General features: G+C 71.1%; 21 protein-coding genes and 1 pseudogene. 8 read left to right on the top strand and 14 right to left on the bottom strand.

Annotated features, from left to right (window positions below; translation table 11 throughout):
* Positions 1 to 15 precede the first annotated feature (15 nt).
* The 3 genes from AC0699_RS03485 to AC0699_RS03475 form a co-directional block, all read right to left on the bottom strand.
* Complete coding sequence (locus AC0699_RS03485) at positions 16 to 2,958, bottom strand: protein kinase (protein ID WP_478655056.1); 2,943 nt, start codon at positions 2,956 to 2,958, stop codon at positions 16 to 18.
* A 192-nt stretch (positions 2,959 to 3,150) separates the two neighbouring features.
* The gene (locus tag AC0699_RS03480; RefSeq protein ID WP_478655053.1) at positions 3,151 to 5,634 is read right to left on the bottom strand and encodes a serine/threonine-protein kinase; all 2,484 of its coding nucleotides are present in this window, start codon (positions 5,632 to 5,634) and stop codon (positions 3,151 to 3,153) included.
* 163 nt (positions 5,635 to 5,797) lie between these two features.
* Positions 5,798 to 7,504, bottom strand: coding sequence for a glycerol-3-phosphate dehydrogenase/oxidase (locus AC0699_RS03475; protein WP_469771335.1), 1,707 nt, complete (start codon positions 7,502 to 7,504; stop codon positions 5,798 to 5,800).
* A 221-nt stretch (positions 7,505 to 7,725) separates the two neighbouring features.
* Between AC0699_RS03475 and AC0699_RS03470 the strand changes: the two genes are divergently transcribed.
* Positions 7,726 to 8,967: a nucleotide sugar dehydrogenase gene (locus AC0699_RS03470; protein ID WP_478655050.1), complete on the top strand. Its 1,242-nt coding sequence runs from the start codon at positions 7,726 to 7,728 to the stop codon at positions 8,965 to 8,967.
* A gap of 71 nt (positions 8,968 to 9,038) precedes the next feature.
* Here AC0699_RS03470 and AC0699_RS03465 read toward each other — a convergent pair whose 3' ends face one another.
* The 4 genes from AC0699_RS03465 to AC0699_RS03450 all read right to left on the bottom strand — a co-directional run bounded on the left by AC0699_RS03465 (position 9,039) and on the right by AC0699_RS03450 (position 13,557).
* Positions 9,039 to 10,163: a GuaB3 family IMP dehydrogenase-related protein gene (locus AC0699_RS03465; RefSeq protein ID WP_478655047.1), complete on the bottom strand. Its 1,125-nt coding sequence runs from the start codon at positions 10,161 to 10,163 to the stop codon at positions 9,039 to 9,041.
* A gap of 105 nt (positions 10,164 to 10,268) precedes the next feature.
* Positions 10,269 to 11,771 carry an IMP dehydrogenase gene (guaB, locus tag AC0699_RS03460; RefSeq protein WP_478655044.1) on the bottom strand — a complete coding sequence of 501 codons (1,503 nt, stop codon included), beginning with the start codon at positions 11,769 to 11,771 and terminating at the stop codon, positions 10,269 to 10,271.
* Between the two features lie 167 nt (positions 11,772 to 11,938).
* Positions 11,939 to 12,526 (bottom strand): sigma-70 family RNA polymerase sigma factor, encoded by a 588-nt coding sequence (locus tag AC0699_RS03455; protein ID WP_469771339.1) that lies wholly within the window; start codon positions 12,524 to 12,526, stop codon positions 11,939 to 11,941.
* Positions 12,527 to 12,945: 419 nt separating this feature from the next.
* On the bottom strand, positions 12,946 to 13,557 hold the full coding sequence (locus tag AC0699_RS03450; RefSeq protein ID WP_003948568.1) for a response regulator transcription factor: 612 nt from the start codon (positions 13,555 to 13,557) through the stop codon (positions 12,946 to 12,948).
* 382 nt (positions 13,558 to 13,939) lie between these two features.
* Here AC0699_RS03450 and AC0699_RS03445 point away from each other — a divergent pair, with 382 nt between their 5' ends.
* Positions 13,940 to 14,263, top strand: a complete 324-nt coding sequence (locus AC0699_RS03445; protein ID WP_453660296.1) for a WhiB family transcriptional regulator — start codon at positions 13,940 to 13,942, stop codon at positions 14,261 to 14,263.
* Positions 14,264 to 14,380: 117 nt separating this feature from the next.
* On the opposite strand, the gene AC0699_RS03440 is transcribed toward AC0699_RS03445, so the two are convergent.
* The gene (locus AC0699_RS03440; protein ID WP_469771340.1) at positions 14,381 to 15,271 is read right to left on the bottom strand and encodes a LysR family transcriptional regulator; all 891 of its coding nucleotides are present in this window, start codon (positions 15,269 to 15,271) and stop codon (positions 14,381 to 14,383) included.
* A gap of 79 nt (positions 15,272 to 15,350) precedes the next feature.
* Between AC0699_RS03440 and AC0699_RS03435 the strand changes: the two genes are divergently transcribed.
* On the top strand, positions 15,351 to 16,019 hold the full coding sequence (locus AC0699_RS03435) for an MOSC domain-containing protein (protein ID WP_478655040.1): 669 nt from the start codon (positions 15,351 to 15,353) through the stop codon (positions 16,017 to 16,019).
* 242 nt (positions 16,020 to 16,261) lie between these two features.
* The gene (locus AC0699_RS03430) at positions 16,262 to 17,035 is read left to right on the top strand and encodes an SDR family NAD(P)-dependent oxidoreductase (protein WP_478655037.1); all 774 of its coding nucleotides are present in this window, start codon (positions 16,262 to 16,264) and stop codon (positions 17,033 to 17,035) included.
* On the opposite strand, the gene AC0699_RS03425 is transcribed toward AC0699_RS03430, so the two are convergent.
* A complete protein-coding gene (locus AC0699_RS03425; RefSeq protein ID WP_478655035.1) occupies positions 16,998 to 17,255 on the bottom strand; it encodes a hypothetical protein in 258 nt (85 codons plus the stop codon). The genes AC0699_RS03430 and AC0699_RS03425 overlap by 38 nt on opposite strands.
* A 122-nt stretch (positions 17,256 to 17,377) precedes the next feature.
* Positions 17,378 to 17,959 (bottom strand): hypothetical protein, encoded by a 582-nt coding sequence (locus tag AC0699_RS03420; protein WP_478655489.1) that lies wholly within the window; start codon positions 17,957 to 17,959, stop codon positions 17,378 to 17,380.
* Positions 17,960 to 17,999: 40 nt separating this feature from the next.
* Here AC0699_RS03420 and AC0699_RS03415 point away from each other — a divergent pair.
* The 3 genes and pseudogenes from AC0699_RS03415 to AC0699_RS03405 form a co-directional block, all read left to right on the top strand.
* A pseudogene (locus tag AC0699_RS03415) lies at positions 18,000 to 18,122 on the top strand (carbohydrate ABC transporter permease); the annotation flags it as partial.
* A gap of 78 nt (positions 18,123 to 18,200) precedes the next feature.
* Positions 18,201 to 19,241 carry a hydroxyacid dehydrogenase gene (locus AC0699_RS03410; protein WP_478655032.1) on the top strand — a complete coding sequence of 347 codons (1,041 nt, stop codon included), beginning with the start codon at positions 18,201 to 18,203 and terminating at the stop codon, positions 19,239 to 19,241.
* A 96-nt stretch (positions 19,242 to 19,337) separates the two neighbouring features.
* A complete protein-coding gene (locus AC0699_RS03405) occupies positions 19,338 to 20,030 on the top strand; it encodes an ester cyclase (RefSeq protein WP_478655029.1) in 693 nt (230 codons plus the stop codon).
* A 242-nt stretch (positions 20,031 to 20,272) separates the two neighbouring features.
* Here AC0699_RS03405 and groL read toward each other — a convergent pair whose 3' ends face one another.
* From groL to AC0699_RS03385, 4 genes are all read right to left on the bottom strand, one after another.
* The gene (gene groL, locus AC0699_RS03400) at positions 20,273 to 21,901 is read right to left on the bottom strand and encodes a chaperonin GroEL (protein ID WP_478655027.1); all 1,629 of its coding nucleotides are present in this window, start codon (positions 21,899 to 21,901) and stop codon (positions 20,273 to 20,275) included.
* A gap of 135 nt (positions 21,902 to 22,036) precedes the next feature.
* The gene (gene groES / locus AC0699_RS03395) at positions 22,037 to 22,345 is read right to left on the bottom strand and encodes a co-chaperone GroES (RefSeq protein ID WP_015035628.1); all 309 of its coding nucleotides are present in this window, start codon (positions 22,343 to 22,345) and stop codon (positions 22,037 to 22,039) included.
* A gap of 261 nt (positions 22,346 to 22,606) precedes the next feature.
* Positions 22,607 to 22,849: a hypothetical protein gene (locus AC0699_RS03390; protein WP_478655024.1), complete on the bottom strand. Its 243-nt coding sequence runs from the start codon at positions 22,847 to 22,849 to the stop codon at positions 22,607 to 22,609.
* Positions 22,846 to 23,904, bottom strand: a complete 1,059-nt coding sequence (locus tag AC0699_RS03385) for a polysaccharide deacetylase family protein (protein ID WP_478655021.1) — start codon at positions 23,902 to 23,904, stop codon at positions 22,846 to 22,848. The genes AC0699_RS03390 and AC0699_RS03385 overlap by 4 nt, the downstream gene beginning before the upstream one ends.
* A 117-nt stretch (positions 23,905 to 24,021) precedes the next feature.
* Between AC0699_RS03385 and AC0699_RS03380 the strand changes: the two genes are divergently transcribed.
* Positions 24,022 to 25,224 (top strand): THUMP-like domain-containing protein, encoded by a 1,203-nt coding sequence (locus tag AC0699_RS03380; protein WP_478655018.1) that lies wholly within the window; start codon positions 24,022 to 24,024, stop codon positions 25,222 to 25,224.
* Positions 25,225 to 25,250: the final 26 nt, after the last annotated feature.

Raw genomic sequence — 25,250 nt, 5'->3', positions numbered from 1 at the left:
GGCGGGCGGGACCGGTCAACCGTTCGCCCGGTACGCGGCCGTGGCCTGCTCGTAGATCTCGGTGACCTTGTCGCGCTGACCCTCGGGCCCGATCACCTGCAGCACGTGATAGCTGTCGCCGACGATGAGCGCGAGGTTGCGGACGTACACCTCACGACCGGTGCTGTCCTGCCAGGTGAACTGGCCTTCCGCCATGGCCTGCTTGCCCACGTCGATGCGGCGCAGACCGGACGCCGTGGACCACGAGGAATCGCGGAACGGCTGCAGCTCGCGCTCCTTGTTGCGCTGATACGCCATCGGGTCCGCGCCGTTGGCCCGGACGGAGTCACGGCCGGGGACGACGATCAGCGTGAAGTCGCCGCCGACGTAACGGACCTGGCCGCTGTCGTTGATGGGTCTGCGCTGCCAGGTCTTGTCGACACCGATCCGGAAGCCTTCCGGGTCGACGCGCAGGACGTACCCTTCGGCGAGGTCCACGGCGGGCGCCGAGGTCTGCGGCTGCTGTCCGTCCGGGGTCCGGGAGGGCTGCTGGACGTCCTGCGACGAGCCGCCGGTGTCCGGTGACCGGCCGCCCCCGGGCGCGCTCGATGCCGTGCCGGCCGGGGAGGACGACGACTGCTGCTGGCCGGTCTTCGGCATGAACAGCACGGCGTACGCGACCGCCGCGGCCAGCGCGAGCAGAATCAGGACCAGGAGGAGGCGGCCGAGCGACTTCGGGCCGCGCGGGCGTCGTTCCCGTCGCTCCTTCACCTTCTTGTGGCGGTGGCGGCCGTGCGTGGTGTCGGGCGAACCGGCCCGGCGCCTGCGGACGAGCTCGCCACGGCGGCGCACGACGGGCAGCCGGGTGCCGTCGACCGACGGCAGGGGCACGACCTCGGTGCCCACGTCGGGCTCCGGCGCGGACCGGACGAGCGAGCGCAGCCAGCCGCGCAGCTCCTCGAAGTCGGGGCGCTCGGTGGGGTCCTGTCGCAGCAGCGACTCGACGACCGGGCGCAGCGGCCCGCACTCCTCGGCGAACGCGGGCGGTTCGGCGCAGACGAGCTGCACCAGCTCGGCCGCGCTCTCCTCGGGGTACGGGGCGTGGCCCTGCACCGCGCGGTAGAGCAGCGCGCCGAGCGCCCACAGATCGGTGGCCGGGCCGATGGGCGGAGCCAGCTGCCAGTTCTCGTGCACCGGTCCCGCCTGCTCGGGCGCCCAGCGCTCGGTGACCGCCCCGACGACGGCGATGCGGGCCTGGCGCGCCCGCTCGGCGGCGAGCGGGGTGGCGGGGCCGCGGTAGGCGGGGACGGGCCCGCCGGCGACCACCTCGTCCCATCTGCCGGTGGCGGGTACGGGCTCGGCGCGGACGGACGCGGGGCTCTGCCGCTGCGCATCGGCGCGCAGGGCGTCGCGGGTGGTGCTCCCGTACGGAGACGGGCCGCCTCCCGCAGGGAGCGGTGCGGGGCCGTCCGTGCCCGGCCGGGGTCCGTCGTGCCAGGTGCCTGCCAGCTCCGCACGGCGGGGGCCGCCGGGCGGATCACCGTACGGGCTGCGGGACCGGGTCCCGTAGGTGTCGTCGGCTTCGTCGGCTTCGTCGGCGTCCTCGGCGTCGTACCCGTCGTCGCTGTCGTACGCCTCGTCGTCCGCGGGCCGGGACCACCACTGCGGCGCGGGCAGTCCGGCGCGGGGGGCGGGAAGGGCGCCGCCGGGACGTGGCGCGGGCAGGGCGGCGCCGCGGCCGCCGTCCGGCTCGTCCCACACACCGGGGTGGTGCAGCCGCTCGACACCGTCGGGGACACGCCCCGAGGGCGGCAGAAGCCCCGGGTGGCGGTCGTCGTCGCCGTGGAGTTCTTCCGCACCGCCCTGGCCATGACTCCCGGCCGGGGAGCGGCCCTCGACCGGGGGCTGCATCCAGGTCCGGCGGCGTGCTTCGTCCTGTCGCCGGGCTTCCTCCTGTCGCGCGGCTTCGTCCTGCGACCGGCGCACGAGGCCTCCGGGCCCGGCCTGTCGGTTCTCGTCCTGGCGGCGGTCGTCGCCCTGGCGGCGGTCCTCGCTGACGCGGGCCGCGGCGCGGGCCCCCGCCCGGTAGGCGGCGATGGCGCCGGCGCGTGCGGCCCGCGAGTCTCCGGCGGTCTCACCGAATCCGTACCCGTAGGCCGGAGCGGTGTACGGGCCCTCCGCCCGGCCGCCGTCCGGCGGGGGGCCGGGTACGGGCGCCCCGCCCACGGCCGTCCCGCCGTACTTCTGCGGCGGCAGGTACGGCTCCGCCGTGTGCACGGGACCGGCCGGGTCCGGGGAGTCGTCGACGAGCTCCGCGTCCTCCACGAGCTCCGCGTCCTCAACGGTCTCCGCTTCTTCCACGGGCTCCGGCACCGGCGCGTATCCGCACAGGGCCTCCTCCGCCGCGCCCGCCGCGAGGCCCGTCAGCACGACCCGGCCGTCGTCGCAGACGAGGACCGTACGGACGGTGATGTTGCGGTGGGTCCAGCCGTGTGCGTGGAGGGCGCGGAGGGCCGTGAGCACGTCCGAGCCGATCTCCGCCGCCCGGTAGGGATTCAGCGGTTTCTCCGCGAGCAGCGCCGCCAGCGGACGCGCCGCGACGAGTTCACTCACTATCCAGAGCGAACCGCCCTCCGCGAACACGTCGAAGACCTGGTCGAGGCGGGGGTGGTCGGGAATCTGCGCGGCGGCCTGGGCGGCCTCGACGGCCCGCCGCACCGCCGGATCCGTGGGCCGCCGGGTGGTACGCCCCGACGCCCGGCGGGATGCGGGGATTCCCCCCGCGCCGTCCGAGCCGTTCGCGCCGTCCGCGTCGAGCACTTCGGCTTGCACGACCTCCGGCAACGGCAGCTGACGGACGAGGACTTCCTGGCCGCTGTAGGTGTCGAAGGCGCGGGTCTCGACCAGTTCGTACTCGTCGGAGGGCGGCAGCGGCAGGCGATAGCGGTCGGCGAGCACCCGTCCCGCATAGTCGTCCACGACGCCTCCCCACAGCGCTGTTTCCCGGCTCGGTTCACCTCCGGAGCGCGCCGGTCCCTGTCGACGCGCTCCTTCGGCTCATTCGCCGCCTGTCCCCCGGTCCCGAGGACCGCACGAAACCGTCAATTCCGGTCGTTCACCGGCCTGTTGCGGCTGCGTTCGGTCCACGGTCTCTCACGATACGTGGCCTGGTCAGTCCTTGGGGGCGAACGTGTCGAACGCCGTCTTGCGCAGCGTCCTGCACTCCGCGCCGTCCCACACGCTCGCCTTGCAGCTGATCATGATCGAGTAGCCGTGCTTGGCGTCGACTTTGAAGCCGCGGTTGAGCACTCGTACCCGCTGACCGCTCTGGTCACGCTCGAAGCTCCAGTCGGCGACCGTGGGGTAGCCCTTGTAGGCGACGGTCTTGATACCGAGGTGCTTGTAGCCGTCACTGCTGGCCCTGACGGCGCCGAGCGCGGCCGCCCATGCGGCCTTCGCGTCGTCCCCGGGACTGTTCGTGAAGTCCACCTGGACGCGCGGGAAGCCGCCGTCGGCGCTGAAGATCGCACCCGAGTTCTGGCCCGCGGTGCCCGTGCGGTGAAAGGCCTTCGGCATCGCCATGGTGAAGTGGAACTGGTCGTTGGAGACCATCACGTACCCGGCGGGGATCCCGCCCGCGCCGGCGCCGGTGCCCTTTCCGCCGGACGGCTGGGTGCCGCCCGTGCCGTTGCTCCCGCCGCCGTCCTTCCCGTCGTTGCCCCCGGTGGGGCCGTCGCCCTGGTCCTGGTCCTTCTGACCGCTGCCGCCGCCCTTGGCGCCGTCCTTGGCCCCGTCGTTGCCCTTGGCGTCACCGCCCGCGGTGGATCCGGCGGTCGTGCCCTTCTTGGGCTTGCCCTGACCGCCCTTGTCGTCGCCCCCGCCCAGCGAGAAGACGAGCACGGTGGACAGGACGGCGAGCACGGCGACGACCGCGATGATGACCAGCGTCCGCTTGGGCACCACATCGGTGAGCGGCGCCCGCACGGGGGCCGTCCGCGTGACCGCGGGTCCGGGCTCCGGCTTGGGGGCCGCAGCCTTGGTGGCGGCGGGCTTGGGCTCGGCCTTCGCCGCCGCGTTCCGCACGGAGCGGAGCGCGCCGCGGACCCGCTCGGCAGCCGCGTCGGCCGCGTCCTTGGCGCGGTCCTTGGCGGGAACGGCGGGCTCGGGCGGGAGCGGTGGCAGCGCGACCACCCGGGTCGCCTCGGGCGACGGCTCCGGCCCGGCCGGCTGCTCCGGCGTGTGAAGGACGTCGAGCAGCAGCGCCCGCGCACCCGCGTCGTCGAGCCGCTGCGCCGGGTCCTTGGCGAGCAGGCCGTAGATGACCTCCTCCAGCGGCCCCGCGTTCTTCGGCGGGTCGAGGGGCTCGGTCATCACGGCGGTCAGGGTGGCGATCGCGGAGCCCTTGTCGTACGGCGGGCAGCCCTCCACGCTCGCGTACAACAGCCCGCCCAGCGACCAGAGATCGGCGGCCGGGCCAGGCTTGTGGCCGCGGGCGCGCTCCGGCGAGATGTACGAGGGAGCGCCGACGAGCATGCCGGTCGAGGTGATGGAAGGGTCGCCCTCGACCTGCGCGATGCCGAAGTCGGTGAGCACGACCCGGCCGTCCTCGGCGATGAGCACGTTGGACGGCTTCACATCGCGGTGCAGGATGCCCTCGCGGTGCGCGGAGCGCAGTACGTCGAGAATGGCGAGGCCGACCTCGGCCGCCCGGCGGGGCGTCAGGATGCCGTCCTCGCGCACGGCTTCGGCGAGCGACTTGCCCTCGACGAGCTCCATGACGATCCACGGCCGGTCGTCCTCGTCGACCACGTCGTAGACCGTCACCGCGCCGTTGTTGCGGATCCGGGCGATCGCCTTGGCCTCGCGCAGCGTGCGCGTGATGAGGCGGCGCTTCTCTTCCTCGTCGATGCTGTTGGGGAACCGCAGTTCCTTCACGGCGACCGTGCGGCCGAGCGTCTCGTCGACGGCCCGCCATACGGTGCCCATGCCGCCGCGTCCGAGGACGCCTCCCAGCCGGTACCGCCCGGCCAGCAACCGCCCCTCGGCGGTCGTCTGCCCGCGCTCCTGCGATGCGCCGCTCCTGGCGGCCTCGGGCCGCCCGGCCCCGGATTGCGCACCGGAGTGGGCGCCCGGCGTGGCGCGCTTCGCGTCGCCGCGTCCGGCCCCCCGCTCCGCGTCGTCCTTCGTGCCGGACTCCGAACCCTTCGTCCGCCCGCCGGACTCGGAACCCTTCGCCGCCCCGTCGGACTCCGATTCCTTCACCGCGCCCGGCTCCGCTTCCTTCGCACCGGCACGGCGGGCGTCCGCCTGCCCGGACTTCACGCTGTCGCCCGCAGCCGACGGCGCGTCCTTCTTCACCTCACCTTGCCCGGCGGCCGACTTGGCGCCACCGGCCTCGCCGGTCCCGGTGTCCGGCTCGGCGCCGGCACGCCGGGCCTCCGGCTCGGTGCCCTTCGCACCACCGCTCCCGGCACCCCGCCCCGCGTCGTCCGCCGCGTCGTGTCCGGCCCCCGACTTCGCGTCCTTGCCCGTGCTCACGCCCGAACTGCCGTCCTCGCGCCCGACCGGGCCCACGGCCGGGACGCGCCCGCCGTTTCCGTCCGCGTCCCGCAGAGGGCTCCGTGTCGTGTCCCGCGACTGCTCCGCCTCCGACATGCGTCCCCTCTGCGATCCCTGATCTTCGCCCGCGCCTGCCGCTATCCGCGCGATGCGGTAACCCGCCCTGGAAGAGCCCCCATTCTCTCTCACTCCAGGACCGGCCGGTCTCCCGGGTCCACCGTGCGTCAGGAGGGCTCCGGAGGAAGGGATTCCGTGGATCCTAGATCGGGACGATGTCCGGCGCCCCCAGCCGCGCCGCGTCCGCCGTCAGGTCGTCCGGCTGCCGCTGCGACTCGCGCTCGGCCTCCACCCGCTTCTCGTAGTGCTCCACCTCCTTCTCGATCTGCTCCTTGTCCCAGCCGAGCACCGGGGCCATCAGCTCCGCGCACTCCCGTGCACTGCGCGTCCCCCGGTCGAAGGTCTCGATGGAGATGCGGGTCCGTCGCGTGAGGACGTCGTCGAGGTGGCGCGCTCCTTCGTGCGAGGCGGCGTACACGACCTCGGCCCGCAGATAGTCGTCTGCGGCGGCGAGCGGCTCGCCGAGCCTCGGGTCGGCCGCGATCAGCTCCAACAGCTCCTCGACCAGGGATCCGTAACGGTTGAGCAGATGCTCCACCCGGACGACATGGAGGCCGGTGCGCGCCGCGATCCTCGCCCGTGCGTTCCACAGGGCCCGGTAGCCCTCGGCTCCCATCAGCGGCACGTCCTCCGTGACGCAGTCCGCGACGCGCTGGTCCAGTCCGTGCACCGCCTCGTCCACGGCGTCCTTCGCCATCACCCGGTAGGTCGTGTACTTCCCGCCGGCGACGACGACCAGGCCGGGCACCGGGTGCGCGACCGTGTGTTCGCGACTGAGCTTGCTGGTCGCGTCCGACTCCCCGGCGAGCAGCGGGCGCAGTCCCGCGTAGACCCCCTGGACGTCGTCGCGGGTGAGCGGCACGGCCAGCACCGAATTGACGTGCTCCAGCAGATAGTCGATATCGGCGCTGGATGCGGCCGGATGGGCCTTGTCGAGGTCCCAGTCGGTGTCGGTGGTGCCCACGATCCAGTGCCGTCCCCAGGGGATGACGAACAGCACGGACTTCTCGGTGCGCAGGATGAGTCCGGTGGTCGAATGGATCCGGTCTTTCGGTACGACCAGATGGATGCCTTTGGACGCCCGGACATGGAACTGGCCCCGCTCGCCGATCAGGGCCTGGGTGTCGTCCGTCCACACCCCCGTGGCGTTGACGACCTGCTTCGCCCGGACCTCGTACTCCCCGCCTTCCTCCACGTCCTGCACCCGGGCGCCGACGACCCGCTCCCCCTCGCGCAGAAAGCCGACCACCCTGGCCCGGCTGGCGACTTGCGCGCCATAGCTCGCGGCCGTACGCACCAGGGTCGCCACATAGCGGGCGTCATCCATCTGGGCGTCGTAGTACTGCAAGGCGCCCACCAGGGCGTCCTTCTTGAGACAGGGGGCGACCCGCAGTGCGTTGCGCCGGGAGAGATGGCGGTGGACGGGCAGACCGCGTCCATGGCCCGAGGACACCGACATCGCGTCGTACAGCGCGACGCCCGATCCGGCGTAGAACCGCTCCCAGCCCTTGTGCTGCAACGGGTAGAGGAAGGGCACGGGCCGGACGAGATGCGGGGCCAGCCGCTCCAGCAGCAGTCCGCGCTCCTTGAGCGCCTCCCGCACGAGCGCGAAGTCCAGCATCTCCAGATAGCGCAGACCGCCGTGGATGAGCTTGCTCGATCTGCTCGATGTGCCCGAAGCCCAGTCGCGGGCCTCGACCAGGCCGGTGGACAGGCCGCGTGTCGCGGAATCCAGTGCGGTGCCGGCGCCGACCACTCCGGCACCTACCACCAGCACGTCCAGCTCGCGCTCCGCCATCGCGGCGAGCGCCTCGGTGCGCTGCGCGGGTCCCAGTGTCGCTGTCCTCACTGCTGCCTCCCGTCGCCCCCGTTGGCCAGGCTCACAAATTTGATTCTGTCCGCACTCCCCGACTTCAGCCACCGCCTGTGGACAACACTCGGGCGGCCAGAGCCTCGCAATGCCGCATAACGGTCATATTTACTCCTAGTCTGACATTGCGCGTGCTCGTTCTGTCCACAGCACTTGCACACTGCGTCACCCTCGGCTATTGGGAAGGACGGCTCACCGCCATGCCCGCAGATCTCGCCGTCATCGGACTCGGCCACCTCGGACTGCCACTCGCCCAGGCCGCCGTAGCCGCGGGCATCGAGACCATCGGATACGACACGGACCCCCGCCCCGTTGCCGAACTCGCCGCGGGGCGGCCGCCCGTGGACGGTTCGCTCACCGCCTCCGAAATCCGCCGGATGCTCTCGGGGGGCTTCCGGCCCACCACCCACCCGGCCGAGCTGGGCCGGGTCCGTACCGCCGTCATCTGCGCCCCCACACCCCCGGGCGCGAACCGCACGCTCGACCTCACCGCGGTCGGCGACGCCGCCCGCGCCCTGGCCGCACGGCTGCGCCCGCGCACCACCGTGGTACTCGAATCCGCCGCCGAGCCCGGCACCACGGAGAGCTACCTCCGCTCCATCCTCGAAGAGGGCTCAGGCCTGCGCGCGGGACGCGACTTCCATCTGGCGTACTCCCCCAGCCGGCTCGACCCGGGCAACCGCACCCATGGCTACACCGGCACCCCCAAGGTGATCGGCGGCCTCACCCCTGCCTGCACCGAATCGGCAGCCGCGTTCTACGGCCGCGTCACCGACAAGGTCGTGCGCGCCCGCGGGCCGCGCGAGGCCGAGGCGGTGAAGCTCCTGGAGACGAACTTCCGGCACGTCAACATCGCCCTGGTCAATGAGATGGCGGTGCTCTGCCACGACCTCGGCATCGACCTCTGGGACGTCATCCGCTGCGCCGAGACCAAGCCGTTCGGCTTCCAGGCCTTCCGCCCCGGCCCGGGTGTCGGCGGCCACGGCGTCCCCGTCGACACGGTCGGCACCCACCGCACCCTGCGCCTCGTCGAGCTCGCCGGCCAGATCAACGAGCGCATGCCGCAGTACGTGATCCAGCGCGCCGCCACCCTGCTCAACGAACACGGCAAATCCGCCCGCGCGGCCCGCGTCCTGCTCCTCGGCATCACGTACAAGCCGGACCTCGCCGACCTCGAAGGCTCCCCCGCGCCCGAGATCGCCCAGCGCCTGATGGAACTCGGTGCATCGGTCAGCTACCACGACCCGTACGTCCCCGACTGGCGCGTACGCGACCGCCCGGTCCCCCGCGCGGACTCCCTCTACGAGGCGGTGGCCAACGCGGACCTGACGATCCTGCTCCAGCACCACCGCACCTACGACCTCCAGAGCCTCGCCGTGAAGGCCCAGATCCTCCTGGACACCAGGGGCGCCTCCCCGGCGGGCGCGGCGCACCGCCTGTGAGGGCATGCGAAGGGCCCGGCACCCTCACGGTGCCGGGCCCCACCCGCGTTCGAGCCGCGTACGAACAGACCTCAGCGCTTGTGCTGGGAGTCCGCGACGGTCACCTCGACGCGCTGGAACTCCTTGAGCTCGCTGTAGCCCGTCGTCGCCATGGCCCGCTTCAGCGCGCCGAAGAAGTTCATCGAGCCGTCCGGGCTGTGCGACGGCCCGGTGAGGATCTCCTCCGTCGTGCCGACGATGCCCAGGTCGACGAGCTTGCCGCGCGGGACGTCCTCGTGGACGGCCTCCATGCCCCAGTGGTGGCCGCGGCCGGGGGCGTCCGTCGCGCGGGCCAGCGGGGAGCCCATCATCACGGCGTCCGCGCCGCAGGCGACGGCCTTGGGCAGATCGCCGGACCAGCCCACCCCGCCGTCCGCGATGACGTGGACGTACCGGCCGCCGGACTCGTCCATGTAGTCGCGGCGGGCCGCGGCGACATCGGCGACGGCGGTGGCCATCGGGACCTGGATGCCCAGCACGTTGCGGGTGGTGTGCGCCGCGCCGCCGCCGAAGCCGACGAGGACGCCGGCCGCGCCGGTGCGCATCAGGTGCAGGGCCGCGGTGTACGTGGCACAGCCGCCGACGATGACCGGGACGTCGAGCTCGTAGATGAACTGCTTCAGGTTCAGCGGCTCCGCGGCGCCCGAGACGTGCTCGGCCGAGACGGTCGTGCCGCGGATGACGAAGATGTCCACACCCGCGTCGACGACGGCCTTGGAGAACTGCGCGGTGCGCTGCGGCGACAGCGCGGCGGCCGTGACGACGCCGGAGTCGCGCACCTCCTTGAGGCGCTGCCCGATCAGCTCCTCCTTGATCGGGGCCGCGTAGATCTCCTGCAGACGGCGGGTCGCGCTCTCGGTGGGCAGCTCCGCGATCTCGTCGAGGAGCGATTGCGGGTCCTCGTACCGGGTCCACAGCCCCTCGAGGTTCAGCACGCCCAGTCCGCCCAGCTCACCGATGCGGATCGCGGTCTGCGGGGAGACGACGGAATCCATGGGGGCGGCCAGGAACGGCAGCTCGAAGCGGTAGGCGTCGATCTGCCACGCGATCGAGACCTCCTTCGGGTCCCGGGTGCGCCGGCTCGGTACGACGGCGATGTCGTCGAACGCGTACGCCCTGCGGCCGCGCTTGCCGCGCCCGATCTCGATCTCAGTCACGATGTGTGGCCTTTCCCTCTACGTCTGCGCCTACCAGTATCCCCGACACACACGCCAGGGGCGGTCCCGGCCATCCCCGGAACCGCCCCTGCTAAACCCGTGCGACTACTTCCTGCTGTAGTTCGGCGCCTCGACCGTCATCTGGATGTCGTGCGGGTGGCTCTCCTTGAGACCCGCGGACGTGATCCGTACGAACCGGCCGCGGTCCTGCAGCTCCGGCACCGTCCGCCCGCCGACGTAGAACATCGACTGGCGCAGACCGCCGACCAGCTGGTGGACGACCGCGGACAGCGGGCCACGGTAGGGCACCTGGCCCTCGATGCCCTCGGGCACCAGCTTCTCGTCGGAGGCGACACCCTCCTGGAAGTAGCGGTCCTTGGAGAAGGAACGCTGCTCGCCGCGGGACTGCATCGCGCCGAGCGAACCCATGCCGCGGTACGACTTGAACTGCTTGCCGTTGATGAACATCAGCTCGCCCGGGGACTCCTCGCAGCCCGCGAGCAGCGAGCCGAGCATCACCGTGTCGGCGCCCGCTACCAGGGCCTTCGCGATGTCGCCGCTGTACTGCAGACCACCGTCGCCGATGACCGGGATGCCCGCCGCCTTCGCCGCCAGCGAGGCCTCGTAGATCGCGGTGACCTGCGGAACGCCGATTCCGGCGACGACTCGCGTCGTACAGATGGAGCCGGGGCCGACACCGACCTTGATGCCGTCGACACCGGAGTCGATGAGCGCCTGGGCGCCGTCGCGGGTCGCGACATTGCCGCCGATGACGTCGACGGACGAGTTGGACTTGATCTTGGCGATCATGTCGCCGACCAGCTTGGAGTGACCGTGCGCGGTGTCGACGACGATGAAGTCGACCCCGGCCTCGATCAGGGCCTGGGCACGCTCGAAGGCGTCACCGGCGACACCGACGGCGGCGCCGACGAGGAGCCGGCCCTCCTTGTCCTTCGCCGCGTTCGGGTACTTCTCCGCCTTGACGAAGTCCTTGACGGTGATGAGGCCCTTGAGGATGCCCGCGTCGTCGACGAGCGGAAGCTTCTCGATCTTGTGGCGGCGCAGCAGCTCCATGGCGTCCACGCCGGAGATGCCGACCTTGCCGGTGACCAGCGGCATCGGGGTCATGACGTCGCGCACCTGCTGGGAGCGGTCCGTCTCGAAGGCCATGTCACGGTTGGTGACGATGCCGAGGAGCTTGCCCGCCGCGTCGGTGACGGGGACGCCGCTGATCCGGAACTTGCCGCAGATCGCGTCGGCCTCGGCAAGCGTGGCGTCCGGGTGCACCGTGATCGGGTCGGTGACCATGCCGGACTCGGAGCGCTTCACCAGGTCGACCTGGTTGGCCTGGTCGGCGATGGAGAGATTGCGGTGCAGTACGCCGACGCCGCCCTGGCGGGCCATCGCGATGGCCATCCTGGCCTCGGTGACCTTGTCCATGGCAGCGGACAGCAGCGGGATGTTCACCCGGACGTTCTTCGAGATGAACGAGGAGGTGTCGATCTGGTCGGGCGCCATGTCCGACGCGCCTGGCAGCAGCAGCACGTCGTCGTAGGTCAGCCCGAGTGTCGCGAATTTCTCGGGCACTCCGTCGACGTTGGCAGTCATGACACCTTCCCCAAATGGCCTTGATCGGTGCGGATGTCCATGCTAACGGGATCCGAGGGTGTCTCATTCCACGATCAAGATCGATGAGCAGCTTTGTACGTTCACACGTACGGAGGTCATACGTTCGGAGGGGGCGTCCGGTTCACCCCGGCCGCCCCTGATCACCGCTACTGCTCCGCCAGTGCCCGCAGCCGGCTCAGCGCCCGGTGCTGCGCCACCCGCACCGCGCCAGGGGACATTCCGAGCATCTGCCCGGTCTCCTCGGCGGTGAGCCCGACCGCGACCCGCAGCACCAGCAGCTCCCGCTGGTTCTCCGGGAGGTTGGCGAGGAGTCGCTTGGCCCACTCCGCGTCGTCGCTGAGCAGCGCCCGCTCCTCCGGGCCGAGCGAGTCGTCGGGCCGCTCGGGCATCTCGTCGGACGGCACGGCCGTGGATCCGGGGTGCCGCATGGCCGCACGCTGCAGATCGGCGACCTTGTGCGCGGCGATGGCGAAGACGAACGCCTCGAAGGGGCGTCCCGTGTCCCTGTAGCGCGGCAGCGCCATGAGGACCGCGACACAGACCTCCTGAGCGAGGTCCTCGACGAAGTGACGGGCATCACCGGGCAGCCGGTTCAGCCGCGTCCTGCAATAGCGCAGCGCGAGCGGGTGCACACGGGCCAGGAGATCGTGCGTGGCTTGCTCATCTCCGTCGACGGCACGGTGAACGAGTGCACCGATGGCCCCATGGGCAGTCGCCGCCTCGTCGTCACGCATCGGTCCATGGTGCCTTGGCTGCCGCTGATCCGTGGCACCGCGTCCGTAGTTGTGCACCGAAGCGTTATGAGCAGGTGCGCCGGAAGTCATCTCCTGCGCCCTCCCCTTGCGCTCGACCGACTCGTTCCTGAGGAACTCCACACCTCAAGGATGCGGCATCGCGCGGGAAACATGCGCCCCCCGTCGCCGACCGCCCCGCCCACCGCCGGGTCGGCGGGGCTCATGATGCCTGCGGGACCCCTGGGGCGCACCGGGCGCGCCCGTTCCCGCGGCTCGCCTCCGGGGCGCCCCAGCGGCTGTCGACGATCAACCGCGCTCGGTCCCTCGCACCTCGGGACCTCTGCGCACCTTCCCTTCCGACAGCCGCGCGCCCCTTCGGCTCGCTCGCCAGGAGTGGTCCCGGCCACGCCCGGCACCGCTCAGCGGACCAGGCCCCAGCGGAATCCGAGCGCGACGGCGTGCGCCCGGTCCGAGGCGCCCAGCTTCTTGAACAACCGCCTGGCGTGCGTCTTCACCGTGTCCTCGGAGAGGAACAGCTCACGCCCGATCTCGGCGTTGGACCTGCCGTGGCTCATTCCTTCGAGCACCTGGATCTCCCGCGCGGTGAGCGTGGGCGCGGCGCCCATCTCGGCCGAGCGCAGCCTGCGCGGGGCGAGCCGCCAGGTCGGGTCGGCGAGCGCCTGGGTGACCGTGGCCCGCAGCTCGGCGCGCGAGGCGTCCTTGTGCAGATATCCACGCGCGCCGGCCGCGACGGCGAGCGCGACGCCGTCCAGGTCCTCGGCGACGGTGAGCATGATGATCCGGGCGCCGGGGTCGGCGGAGAGCAGCCGGCGGACCGTCTCGACGCCGCCCAGTCCGGGCATGCGTACGTCCATCAGAATCAGGTCCGAGCGGTCGGCGCCCCAGCGGCGGAGGACTTCCTCGCCGTTGGCCGCGGTCGTCACGCGCTCTACGCCGGGCACGGTTGCGACCGCGCGGCGGAGCGCCTCTCGGGCGAGCGGGGAGTCGTCGCAGACGAGGACGGATGTCATGGCCGCCCTCCGCAGCTGATGCGCGTCACCTTGAGCCTCCAGGCTGGTTACGTATCGTCACCTGTGCGGTTGACGCCCCCGGACATCTGCCCGAGCGCTTGTTCTCTCAACCGCCTCCGCACTCTCAACGACGGTCACTCGAAAGAGTTACGGGTGCGACGGGCACCTTCGGCACTCTACGTGAGGACCCATGAGCGGAGGAGAGCGACACAGCCCATCGACGCGCCACATGGCCGCTATGCCCCATTTAGCGGCATTTCTTCCCTTTTGCTGGTGTCTGTGGCTAGATTCGCAATGAGTCATATTTACATCTACTTACACCGTAGATGTACGGTCGGACCTTCAGGCATCCACTCAGCACGGTTTCAAGGGGACATGCGCTATGGCAGATTTCTCCCGCCTTCCCGGACCGAACGCCGATCTGTGGGACTGGCAGCTGCTCGCGGCATGCCGTGGGGTAGACAGCTCACTCTTCTTCCACCCAGAGGGGGAGCGCGGCGCGGCAAGGAGTGCGCGCGAGAACTCGGCGAAAGAGGTCTGCATGAGGTGCCCGGTGCGCGCGGAGTGCGCGGCGCACGCACTGGCAGTGCGGGAGCCCTACGGGGTATGGGGCGGACTGACGGAGGACGAGCGTGAGGAGCTCATGGGGCGGGCGAGGCACCGGCTGATCCCGGCAGGCGGCGCGGGCGGCAGCCCGCACGGCTGACATCCAGGCCGTCATCTTCGAAGAAACGTTCCTGCATCGATTCGAAGAAACGTTCCTGCACCGACCGGCCCAGGAACGGGCGACGGTGCAGTGGTGGAGCGGCGCAGTCGCGCGGGTTCAGCGCGCGGCGGCCAGTGCGAGCTGGTCCAGGGTGGCCGCGACCGCGGGGACCTGAGCCAGGTCAGGGAGGGTGAGAGCGACGATTTCGCGGTGCACCGACGGCTCCACCGCCACCGTACGGGCGCCCTTGGGCAGCACCGACTCCAGCGCGAGCTCCGGCAGCACGGCCACGCCGAGACCCGCGCCGACCAGTCCGACCACGGCCGGATAGTCGTCCGTGGCGAAGTCGATCCTGGGCGTGAAGCCGGACTCCTCGCAGACCGCCACGAGCTGGCGGCGGCAGCGCGGGCACCCCGCGATCCACGGCTCCTCCGCCAGATCGGCGATGGAGACCGCACCGGCGTCCACGAGCCGGTGCCCCTCGGGCACCAGGCCGACGAGCCGGTCGCTCAGCAGTGGCCGTACGACCAGGTCCTCCCACTCCGCACCCGCCGGGCCGTACCGGAAGGCCAGCGCCACATCGCAGTCGCCCTCGCGCAGCATCTCCTCCGAGCGCGGCGGCTCGGCCTCGACGAGCGAGACGCGCGTGCCGGGGTGCGCCGCGCGGAGGGCGGCGAGTGCGGTGGGCACGAGCGTGGAGCTGCCGCTGGGGAAGGACACCAGGCGGACCCGGCCCGCGCGCAGACCCGCGATCGCCGCGACCTCCTCCTCGGCCGCGGTCAGCCCCGCCAGGATCCCGGCGGCATGGCGCACGAGCACCTCGCCGGCCTGGGTCAGGCGCATCTCCCGGCCGGTCCGGATCAACAGCGGGGTCCCGGCGGAGGTTTCGAGCGCCTTCATCTGCTGGCTGACGGCGGGCTGGGTGCAGCCCAGCTCGCGCGCCGCGGCGGAGAAGGACCCGGTGGCGGCCACGGCGCGCAGGACGCGGAGATGGCGGGCTTCGATCACCCTGCAAGCATAAGGGCCTCTTGGGGTGTGAGCTAGTTTCCGCTTGGAAGCTTTGGGGGAGTCGGCTAGCGTCGTGAGCATGAAGATTCTCTCCGTGAACGTGGGCCGGCCGAAGTCCGTCGAGTACACCAGCGCCCAGGGCGGGATCACCGGCGTGGACAAGCGCCCGGCCGACGGGCCCGTACGGGTCTTCGCGCCCGGCCCGCCGGGGACCAGCGGCAGCGGACTGGACGGGGACACCATCGGCGACCTGCGCTTCCACGGAGGGGACGACCGGGCCGTCACGGCCTTCGCGCGCGAGGACCTCGACGGCTGGGAGCGGGAGCTGGGGCGTCCGCTGGCCGACGGCGCGTTCGGCGAGAACCTCACGACCCTCGGCCTCGATGTGAACGGGGCCCTCATCGGTGAGCGCTGGCGCGTCGGCTCCGGGGTGGTGCTCGAGGTGACCGGCGGCCGCGTGCCCTGCAGGACGTTCCAGGGGCACGTCGGTGAGAAGGACTGGGTGAAGCGGTTCACCCGGGCGGGAGCGCCGGGGGCGCTGCTGCGGGTGATCGAGCCGGGCACTTTCCAGGCGGACGACCCGGTCGAGATCGTGCACCGGCCCGACCACGACATCACGGTCGCGCTGCTGTTCCGCGCGGCCACGCTCGAGCGGGAGCTGCTGCCGCGCACCCTGGTCGCGGCCGAGTGGATGGAATCCGCGCTGCTGGAGGTGGCGCGGTCGTACACCGCCAAGTACGGCGACTGACCGCGTACGACCGGTCCTCCGGGCGTCCTCCGGGCGTCCTCCGCACGACCGGTCCGGCCACCCGGTCGCGGTGAGCGGGACACAAGGGCCGATGAACCGGTTCGTCCGGTCCGGGCAAAGAGATGCCAAAACACCCAGGTCTGACGGTGTCCCAGGCATGCGGGTCAAGGTGACCAGGAAGGCACGGCGAGGGGGCAAGCCTGGTACGCCGCACACGCGCACGGGGCACTAACGTGCCGCCCATGACGACAGCACTGATTACGGGCGCGACCGCGGGCATCGGCGCCGCCTTCGCGCGGCGGCTCGCCTCCGACGGACATGATCTGGTCCTGGTGGCGCGCGACACCAAGCGACTCCAGGAGCAGGCCACCGAGCTCCACGACCGGCACGGCATCGAGGCGGAGGTGCTGACCGCGGATCTGGCCGAGGAGGACGGGATCACCGCGGTCGAGGCGCGGCTGGCGGACCGCAAGCGTCCGGTGGACCTGCTGGTGAACAACGCCGGGTTCGGCAACAAGGGCCGGTTCCTCGAGGTGTCCATGGCCGATGAGCTGCGGATGCTGAAGGTGCACTGCGAGACGGTGCTGCGGCTGACGGCCGCGGCGGTGGGGCCGATGCGCGACCGGGGCCGGGGCGGGGTCGTGAACGTCGCGTCGGTGGCGGCGTTCGTGCCGCGCGGGACGTACGGCGCGTCCAAGGCGTGGGTCGTGCAGTTCACGCAGGGCGCGGCCCGCGATCTGGCCGGAACGGGCGTGCGGCTGATGGCCCTGTGCCCCGGTTTCGTACGGACCGAGTTCCATGAGCGGGCCGGAATGGGAACGGACAACATCCCCGGCTGGATGTGGCTGGACGCCGACAAGCTGGTGTCGGCGGCGCTTGCCGACCTCTCGCGCGGGAAGTCGCTGTCCATTCCCGACCCGCGCTACAAGGCGCTCATGGGTGTCGTGAAGCTGGCGCCGCGCGGGCTGCTCGGCGGGGTCAGCTCCAGGGCGGGCCGCAAGTACGGACCGAAGTAGTCCCGTCCTGCCAGGTGACGGTGACGGTGTGTCCGTCGATGTCGATGTCCGCGAGCGCGGTGACGGGTGCCGGTGCGGGCTCGGCGGTGAGTGAGGCGAGGGCGACGTAGCGGGTGGTGGGTCCGCCGCCGGTCGTGCCGTGCAGAAGGGCGGTACGGGTGCGGGGGCCCTGGAGGGTGGAGCCGGTGTCGGACGCGGTGCGCACCGTGTAGCCGTGCACCGGCTGGAGTTGGGCGGTCGGGCCTTCAGGGGTGGTGGCCCAGCCGGTCTGGCGTACCGGGGTGCCGTCGGGCGCCCCGGTGACGAGATGGGCGCGGACCTCGGCCCGGCCATGGGCGAGCGTCAGTGAGTGGACCCGGACACCGGGCGACGGGGCATGGGCGGAGGCGGCCCAGCCGGGCCGGAGCCCTGCGGGACCACGGGGCCCCTCGCGGTGGCTCTGCCGTCGGTGACGAGGGCGAAGTGATGACGGGTTCGTACGGACCGTGCCGGCCCAGCGTGAGCAGTCCTTCGGCGTCGGTGGCGCCCCCGCCGAGGAAGTGGCGCAGGGTGCCGGAGGCGAGGCGGCGGGTGGCGCCGGGGGGTGAGCGGGGTGTGCCCGGTGAGTGCGCCGAGCCAGGGCGCGGCCGCGGCGGCGAAGCGATACGTGAGCGAACGGCCGCGTACGGCATCGGTGTTCCGTCGGCGCCGAACAGGCGGACACAGCCGTCGAGATGGGAGCGCAGCCGGGGTCGTAGCGGCCGAGAAGGTCCTTGTCACCGGTGAGATGGGCGTGCAGGACGGGACAGCAGGGCGGAGGGCGGCGGGGAGGAACGTCCGGGCGTACGCTTCGAGCCCGTCCGAACGGGGTCCGGACCAACTGGGGCGGGGGCCCGGGAGGTTGATCAGTCCATGGTGGGGCGAGGCGTACGGCCGTACGGCCAGCAGCAGTTCGTCCCCGGTGGCCTCCCAGTGGCCGCGCTGCGAGCCGGAGTTCTACCCCCTCGTCGTCACCGGCTTCCTGCTCGCCGTCATCCCCCTCCTCGTCGCGTTCGTCTCCCTGCTGCGTCACTGGAAGGCGGGCCTGACCGCCGGCAGCGTCAAGTGACCGCAGACGCGCGAACGTGACTCGTCGAGCAGCCCGCCCGTTGACCCCAAGTGACCAACGAGGAGTCCGACTTCCACCATGCACCACGCCGCTGACAGTTCCGCGGGCAGGGGGCCGTCCCTGCTGCTCGCGATGGGTCCCGGCATCGCCGACCGCCTGCTCACCGATGCCCATCGCGCCCGCCTCGCCACACTGGCGCACACCGACCCCCACCTCGTCGCCCATGACCTGACCACCCCCTCCCCCGCCGTCGCGGCCGCACTCGCCCAGGCGGAACTGCTGCTGACCTGCTGGGGAGCGACCCCGCTCGACGAGCACGTCCTGGACGCCGCCCCGCGCCTGCGTGCCGTCGTGCACGCCGCGGGCTCCGTCAAGCACCACATCACCCAGGCCTGCTGGGACCGCGGCATCGCCGTCACCTCGGCCGCCGCGGCCAACGCGCTGCCCGTCGCCGAGTACACGCTCGCCGCGATCCTCTTCGCCAACAAGCGGGTCCTGCACAGCCGCCGCCGCTACCGCGAGCTGCGCGCCCAGTTCGACTGGTGCCACGAGCTCGACGGAGCCGGCAACTACGGCCGTACGGTCGGCGTCGTCGGCGCGTCCCGGATCGGCCGCCGTGTCATCGAGCTGCTCCGCCCGTTCGATCTGCGGGTCCTGCTGTACGACCCGTACGCGGACGCCGCCGAGGCGGCACTGCTCGGGGCCGAGGCGGTCCCGCTGGACGTGCTCTGCTCGCGCAGCGACATCGTCACCGTCCACGCCCCCGAGGTCCCGGCCACCCGCCGGATGATCGGCGCCCGCCAGCTGGCGCTGATGCCGGACGGGGCGACCCTGATCAACACCGCGCGCGGCTCGCTGGTGGACACGGACGCACTGCTCCCGGAGCTCGTCTCCGGTCGCCTCGACGCCGTACTGGATGTCACCGAGCCCGAGGTGCCGCCCGCGAACTCCCCGCTGTACGAGCTGCCGAACGTCCTGCTGACTCCGCATGTCGCGGGCTCGCTCGGCCGTGAGCTGCACCGGATGGCCGACCTGGCGCTGGACGAGGTGGAGCGGTACGCGCTGGGCAGGCCCTTTGCCGACCAGGTCGTTCCGGCGGCGCTGAACCGGTCGGCCTAGACGGACAATTACCCCGCTCCCACCAAGCAGACAATTGACCCATTCTCACTAAAATGGGGGTATCCGGCCCAGCGACCCACCCGCCCGGGAGACGCCATGACATTCGTACAATTGATCGATTGTAAAACGGATCGTGTCGACGAGCTCAACCGGCTCATGGACACCTGGGTCGAACAGACCAAGGGCAAGCGCACCGCCACCCACAATCTCGTCGCCACGGACCGCTCCGACGCGACGCACGTCATAGAGATCGTCGAGTTCCCCTCGTACGAGGACGCCATGAGGAACTCGAACCTGCCCGAGACGGACCGGGTCTTCCAGGAGATGGTGGCTCTCTGCGACGGCTTGCCGACCTTCACCGACCTGGACGTCATCCGCGACGAGCAGTTGAACAAGGACACCTGCGGCAGGTTCTTCACCGACGCCCTCGCCGGTGACCCCGCGGCCCTCGACGGACTGCTCACCAGGGACTACCGCGACCACGACCCGTCCAACGCGCAGGACCTGATCGGACTCGAGGCGCTCCGCCGCGAGATCGGGATGTGGCAGGACGGCTTCGACTTCACCTTCACCATCGAGGACCAGATCGCCGAGGGCGACCGGGTGTGCACGCGCTGGACCTGGAACGGCACGCACAAGGGCGAGTTCCTGGGGATACCGGCCACCGGCAAGCAGGTGTCCATGACCGGTACGACGACCCACCTGCTCCACGAAGGCATGATCTGCGAGGGCTGGTGGCAGTACGACCGGCTCGGGCTGATGGGACAGATCGGCGCACTGGAGATGTAGCAGCATCGGACATGGAGCGGCTCGGCAGCGGGCCGCCGGGAGAGGCAACGGCGCAGGAGAGGCAACGGCGCAGGAGAGGCAACGGCGCCGGACACGCAGCCGCGACGGACATGCAGCCGCAGCGGACACCTGGCGGCGGCACATCAGCGGCACATCAGCCGCACATCACGGGGAAGGCCCCCGTTCCCTCTCCGGGAACGGGGGCCTCCTCAAGCCCTGAACGGGTCAGTGGGCTCGGTGACTCAGTGGGAGTGACCGTGGCCGTGGCCGTGGCCCGCCTCCGCCGGCTCCTCTTCCTTCTTCTCCACCACGAGGGTCTCGGTGGTGAGCAGCAGGGAGGCGATCGACGCGGCGTTCTCCAGCGCGGAGCGCGTGACCTTGACCGGGTCGATGACGCCGGCCTTCACCAGGTCGCCGTACTCGCCGGTCGCGGCGTTGAAGCCGCTGCCCTTCTCCAGCTCCGCCACCTTGGCGGTGATGACGTAGCCCTCGAGGCCGGCGTTCTCGGCGATCCAGCGCAGCGGCTCGACGGCGGCGCGGCGGACGACCGCGACACCGGTGGCCTCGTCGCCCTCCTTGCCGAGGTTGCCCTCGAGCACCTTCACGGCGTGGACGAGCGCGGAGCCACCACCGGAGACGATGCCCTCCTCGACCGCGGCGCGGGTCGCGGAGATGGCGTCCTCCAGACGGTGCTTCTTCTCCTTCAGCTCCACCTCGGTGGCGGCGCCGACCTTGATCACGCACACGCCGCCGGCCAGCTTCGCGAGGCGCTCCTGGAGCTTCTCGCGGTCCCAGTCGGAGTCCGTGGTCTCGATCTCGGCCTTGATCTGGTTGACGCGGCCGAGGACGTCCTCGGAGTTGCCGCCGCCGTCGACGATCGTCGTGTCGTCCTTGGTGATGGTGACGCGGCGGGCGGTGCCCAGCACGTCCAGACCGGCCTGGTCGAGCTTGAGGCCGACCTCCTCGGCGATGACGGTGGCACCGGTGAGGGTGGCCATGTCCTGCAGCATCGCCTTGCGGCGGTCACCGAAGCCGGGGGCCTTGACCGCGACCGCGTTGAAGGTGCCGCGGATCTTGTTGACGACGAGGGTGGAGAGCGCCTCGCCCTCGACGTCCTCGGCGATGATCAGCAGCGGCTTGGAGCCACCCGCCTGGATGACCTTCTCCAGCAGCGGCAGCAGGTCCTGGATCGAGGAGATCTTGCCCTGGTTGATCAGGATGTACGGGTCGTCGAGGACGGCCTCCATACGCTCCTGGTCGGACACCATGTACGGGGAGAGGTAGCCCTTGTCGAAGGCCATGCCCTCGGTGAACTCCAGCTCCAGACCGAAGGTGTTGGACTCCTCGACGGTGATGACACCGTCCTTGCCGACCTTGTCCATCGCCTCGGCGATGAGCTCGCCGACCTGCTGGTCCTGGGCGGACAGCGCGGCGACGGCGGCGATGTCGGACTTCTCCTCGATCGGACGCGCGGTGGCGATCAGCTCGTCGGAGACGGCCTTGACCGCGGCGTCGATGCCCTTCTTCAGGGCGGCCGGGGAGGCACCGGCGGCGACGTTGCGCAGACCCTCGCGGACCAGGGCCTGGGCGAGCACGGTGGCGGTGGTGGTGCCGTCACCAGCGATGTCGTTGGTCTTGGTCGCCACCTCCTTCACCAGCTGGGCGCCGAGGTTCTCGTACGGGTCCTCGATCTCGACCTCACGGGCGATCGTGACACCGTCGTTGGTGATGGTGGGGGCACCGAACTTCTTGTCGATCACGACGTTGCGGCCCTTGGGGCCGATCGTCACCTTGACCGTGTCGGCAAGCTTGTTGACGCCACGCTCGAGGGCGCGACGGGCGTCCTCGTCGAACTTCAGGATCTTCGCCATGGAGCTTCTCAAGTCCTCTCAAAACGAACCACGCCCCGGGCCACCCGGCTTCTTACGACGCGGGGGCCAGGGGCGCGGCTCAAGCAAAACTGCCTGGTACGGAGTCTTCCGGGGGGCGAACCCCGGAAGTCCGACCTACTTCTCGACGATCGCGAGCACGTCGCGGGCCGAGAGGACGAGGTACTCCTCGCCGTTGTACTTCACCTCGGTGCCGCCGTACTTGCTGTAGAGCACGACATCGCCGGTCTTGACGTCGAGCGGCAGGCGCTCGCCGTTCTCGAAGCGGCCCGGGCCCACGGCCAGGACGACGCCCTCCTGGGGCTTCTCCTTGGCGGTGTCCGGGATGACCAGGCCAGAGGCCGTGGTCTGCTCGGCGTCGAGCGGCTGGACCACAATGCGGTCCTCGAGCGGCTTGATGGCAACCTTGGAGCTGGTGGTCGTCACGATCCGACCTCCCCCTTCGGAGATCTCACGGGGTTTAACTGTCTGAGGTGGCGACCAGGTGGATCCGTCGTCGCGGGTGCCGGACCTGCCCGTCGCTGTGTTGGCACTCTCCGGTGGGGAGTGCCAGAGCCGAGACTATGACTGCGATTAGCACTCGGTCAAGCGGAGTGCCAATTCACTGCGCGGCGCGCCTGTGGGACCACGGCGGACGGTTCGATCTGGACCTCGGTCTCGAACTCAACTTCGGTCTCAACGTCGATCTCAACGTCGCCCTCTCTCAACGTCGATCTCGATCTCGATCTCGAACTCGATACGGACAACGCGCGGATGCGCCGCCGCGTTCCGTACGACCCTACGGACATGTCTCTCGATCCGGGCCCGCCACGCCCGCCACGCGCTCAATACCGTGTCGACGGACGGCGCGCACCCGGCGGGGCCGAGCACGCACGCGATCAGCGCACCGGCCGCCACCAGGACGGCCGGCGGCCGGTGCGCGCACCTCACACGTAGTCCTCCAGCCGCGCCACCGCGTATCCCTTCGCGGTGACGACCTTCATGACGTTGCGGACCAAGTCGGCCATGGATCCGTTCCAGACGTCCTTGCCGCGGAAGTGCGTGAGGATGATGTCGCCGGGATGGAGGTCCCGGTCCCATTCCCGCCACTCCATGTGATCCGGGAACGCCTCCGCCGCCCACAGCGGCACGGCCTTGATCCCGCACTTCTTCGCCGCCCGCAGGGTGTCCTCGTTGTAGTTGCCGTACGGCGGGCGGAACAGCCGGGGCCGCTTTCCGTACTGCTCTTCGAGGATCGCCTGCTGCCCGCAGATCTCCTTCTTCTGCTTCGCGTACGAGAGCCCCGGCAGGTAGCGGTGGTTGAGGGTGTGGTTGTGCAGGGCGACGCCGCTGTCCTGCATCTTCTTGAAGTAACCGTAGTCGTCGCGTACGACGTAGTCGGTGAGGAACGCGCTGTAGGGGATCTTCAGCTCGCTCATCATCTCCAGCAGCTCGGGGTCCTTCTCCGCACCGTCGTCGATCGTCAGAAAGACGATCTTCCGCTTGGTCGGCACGGTCGTGAAGACGGGCGGCAGTCCGTCGTGGTCATCGACCTCGAATCCCTTGCGCGTGGTGATCCTCGGCTTCCTGGCGGGCGGCGGAGGGGCGGCCAGAGGTGTCTCCCTCAGCCCCCAGCGCTTGGCTGCCGCGGCGCGGGCCGCCTGCGCCTTCTTCATACGTCGCGCGTACGCGGAGAGCGCTGCGGCGGGACCCCCTTGCGGACCCGCCTTCGGAATCGCGGGCCGGGCGCGCTTCCGGGCCTGCTTCCGGGCCTGCTGCGGGGCACGTTTCCCGCCCGGGTCCTGCTTCCGGGCCTGGCCCGGATCGTGCTTCCGGTCCTGGTCCTGTCTCTGGTTCTGCTGCCGGTCGTGAGCGGCGGGCCCGGCGGCGGGCCACGACGTCCCGCCGCCTTCACCGCCGTCCGAGGGCTCCGCGGCACAGCCCGAGCCGAACGCGACGAGGAGCGACATCGAGAGCGCCGCGCGAGCCCGCCACCCTTTTGGCATTTTTCCTTTTTGTCTTACTTGCTGCATGGCGCCGCATCCTGTCAGCGCCGCTCCCCCGCAAGGCCTCGACACCGCCGCCCTGCGCGCAGCGTCCCCCGGCTGGCCGACAATGGCCAGGTGACTGACGACTGCTTCCCGCTCCTCTCGCCGCTGCTCAGCGACGAGGGTCAGGCCCTGCTCGCCGCGCTGCGCGACCACGCCCCGGGAGAGGAGCTGGCCCTCGCCACCCGGCTGCGCCGCGAGCACCCTGCCGAGCTGGTCTCCGCGGCGCTCACGCAGGCGCGGCTTCGGCAGCGGGCGGTGGCGAAGTTCGGCGCGGAGGACGCGTACCGGATGTACTTCACGCCGCACGGGATCGAGCAGGCCACGCGCAGGTCCGTCGCCGAGTACCGCGCCCGGAGGTTCCGGGACATCGGCCCGGTCGACGTCACGGATCTGTGCTGCGGCATCGGCGGCGACGCGATCGCCCTCGCCCGTGCGGGTTTCGTCGTGCAGGCCGTCGACCGGGACCCGGTGACCGCCGAAACCGCCCTCGTCAATGTCCACACGGTGATGGAGGGCACGCCGCTGATGACGGTCACCTGCGCGGACGTCATGGACTACGACCTCAGTGGCACCGAGGCGCTCTTCATCGATCCGGCGCGGCGCGGCGGCCGGGGCCGGATCTTCGACCCGGAGGCGTACTCGCCACCGCTCTCGTGGGCGGTCGAGGCGGTACGGCAGGTCGGCACCGGCGCCATCAAGATCGCGCCCGGCATCCCGCACGAGCTGGTCCCCCACGACTTCGAGGTGGAGTGGATCTCGGACAGCGGTGATGTGAAGGAAGCCGTGCTCTGGCACGACGAGGGCCGCACCGAGGTCATCGTCCCCGGCACCCGCCGCGCCACCCTCCTTCCCTCCGGCGCGACCCTGACCGACCGCGGCCTGCCCAACCCGCAGGTCCGCAAGGTCGGCCGCTTCCTGTACGAGCCCGACGGCGCCGTCATCCGCGCGCATCTCGTCGCCGAGGTCGCCGAGGACCTCGACGGCGGCCTGATCGACGAGACGATCGCGTACATCACGGCGGACGAGCTGCGGACGACCCCGTATGCGACCGCCTACGAGATCACCGACGAACTCCCCTTCAACCTGAAGAAGCTGAAGGCCCTGCTGCGTGAGCGCGAGGTCGGCACCCTGACGGTGAAGAAGCGCGGCTCGGCCGTCGAACCGGAGGAGCTGCGCCGCAAGGTGAAGCCGAGCGGGCCCAACGCTGCGACGGTCTTCCTCACCCGCGTCGCCGGGGCCCCGACCATGCTGATCGGCGCTCCCGCAGCGGTCTGACACTCGCTCAGCGGTCCGACAGCGGC

This window comes from Streptomyces sp. NPDC043870 (genome assembly GCF_056435785.1).
The sequence above is the reverse complement of the archived record's forward strand: the minus strand, read 5'-3'. Positions and strand labels throughout refer to the sequence as shown.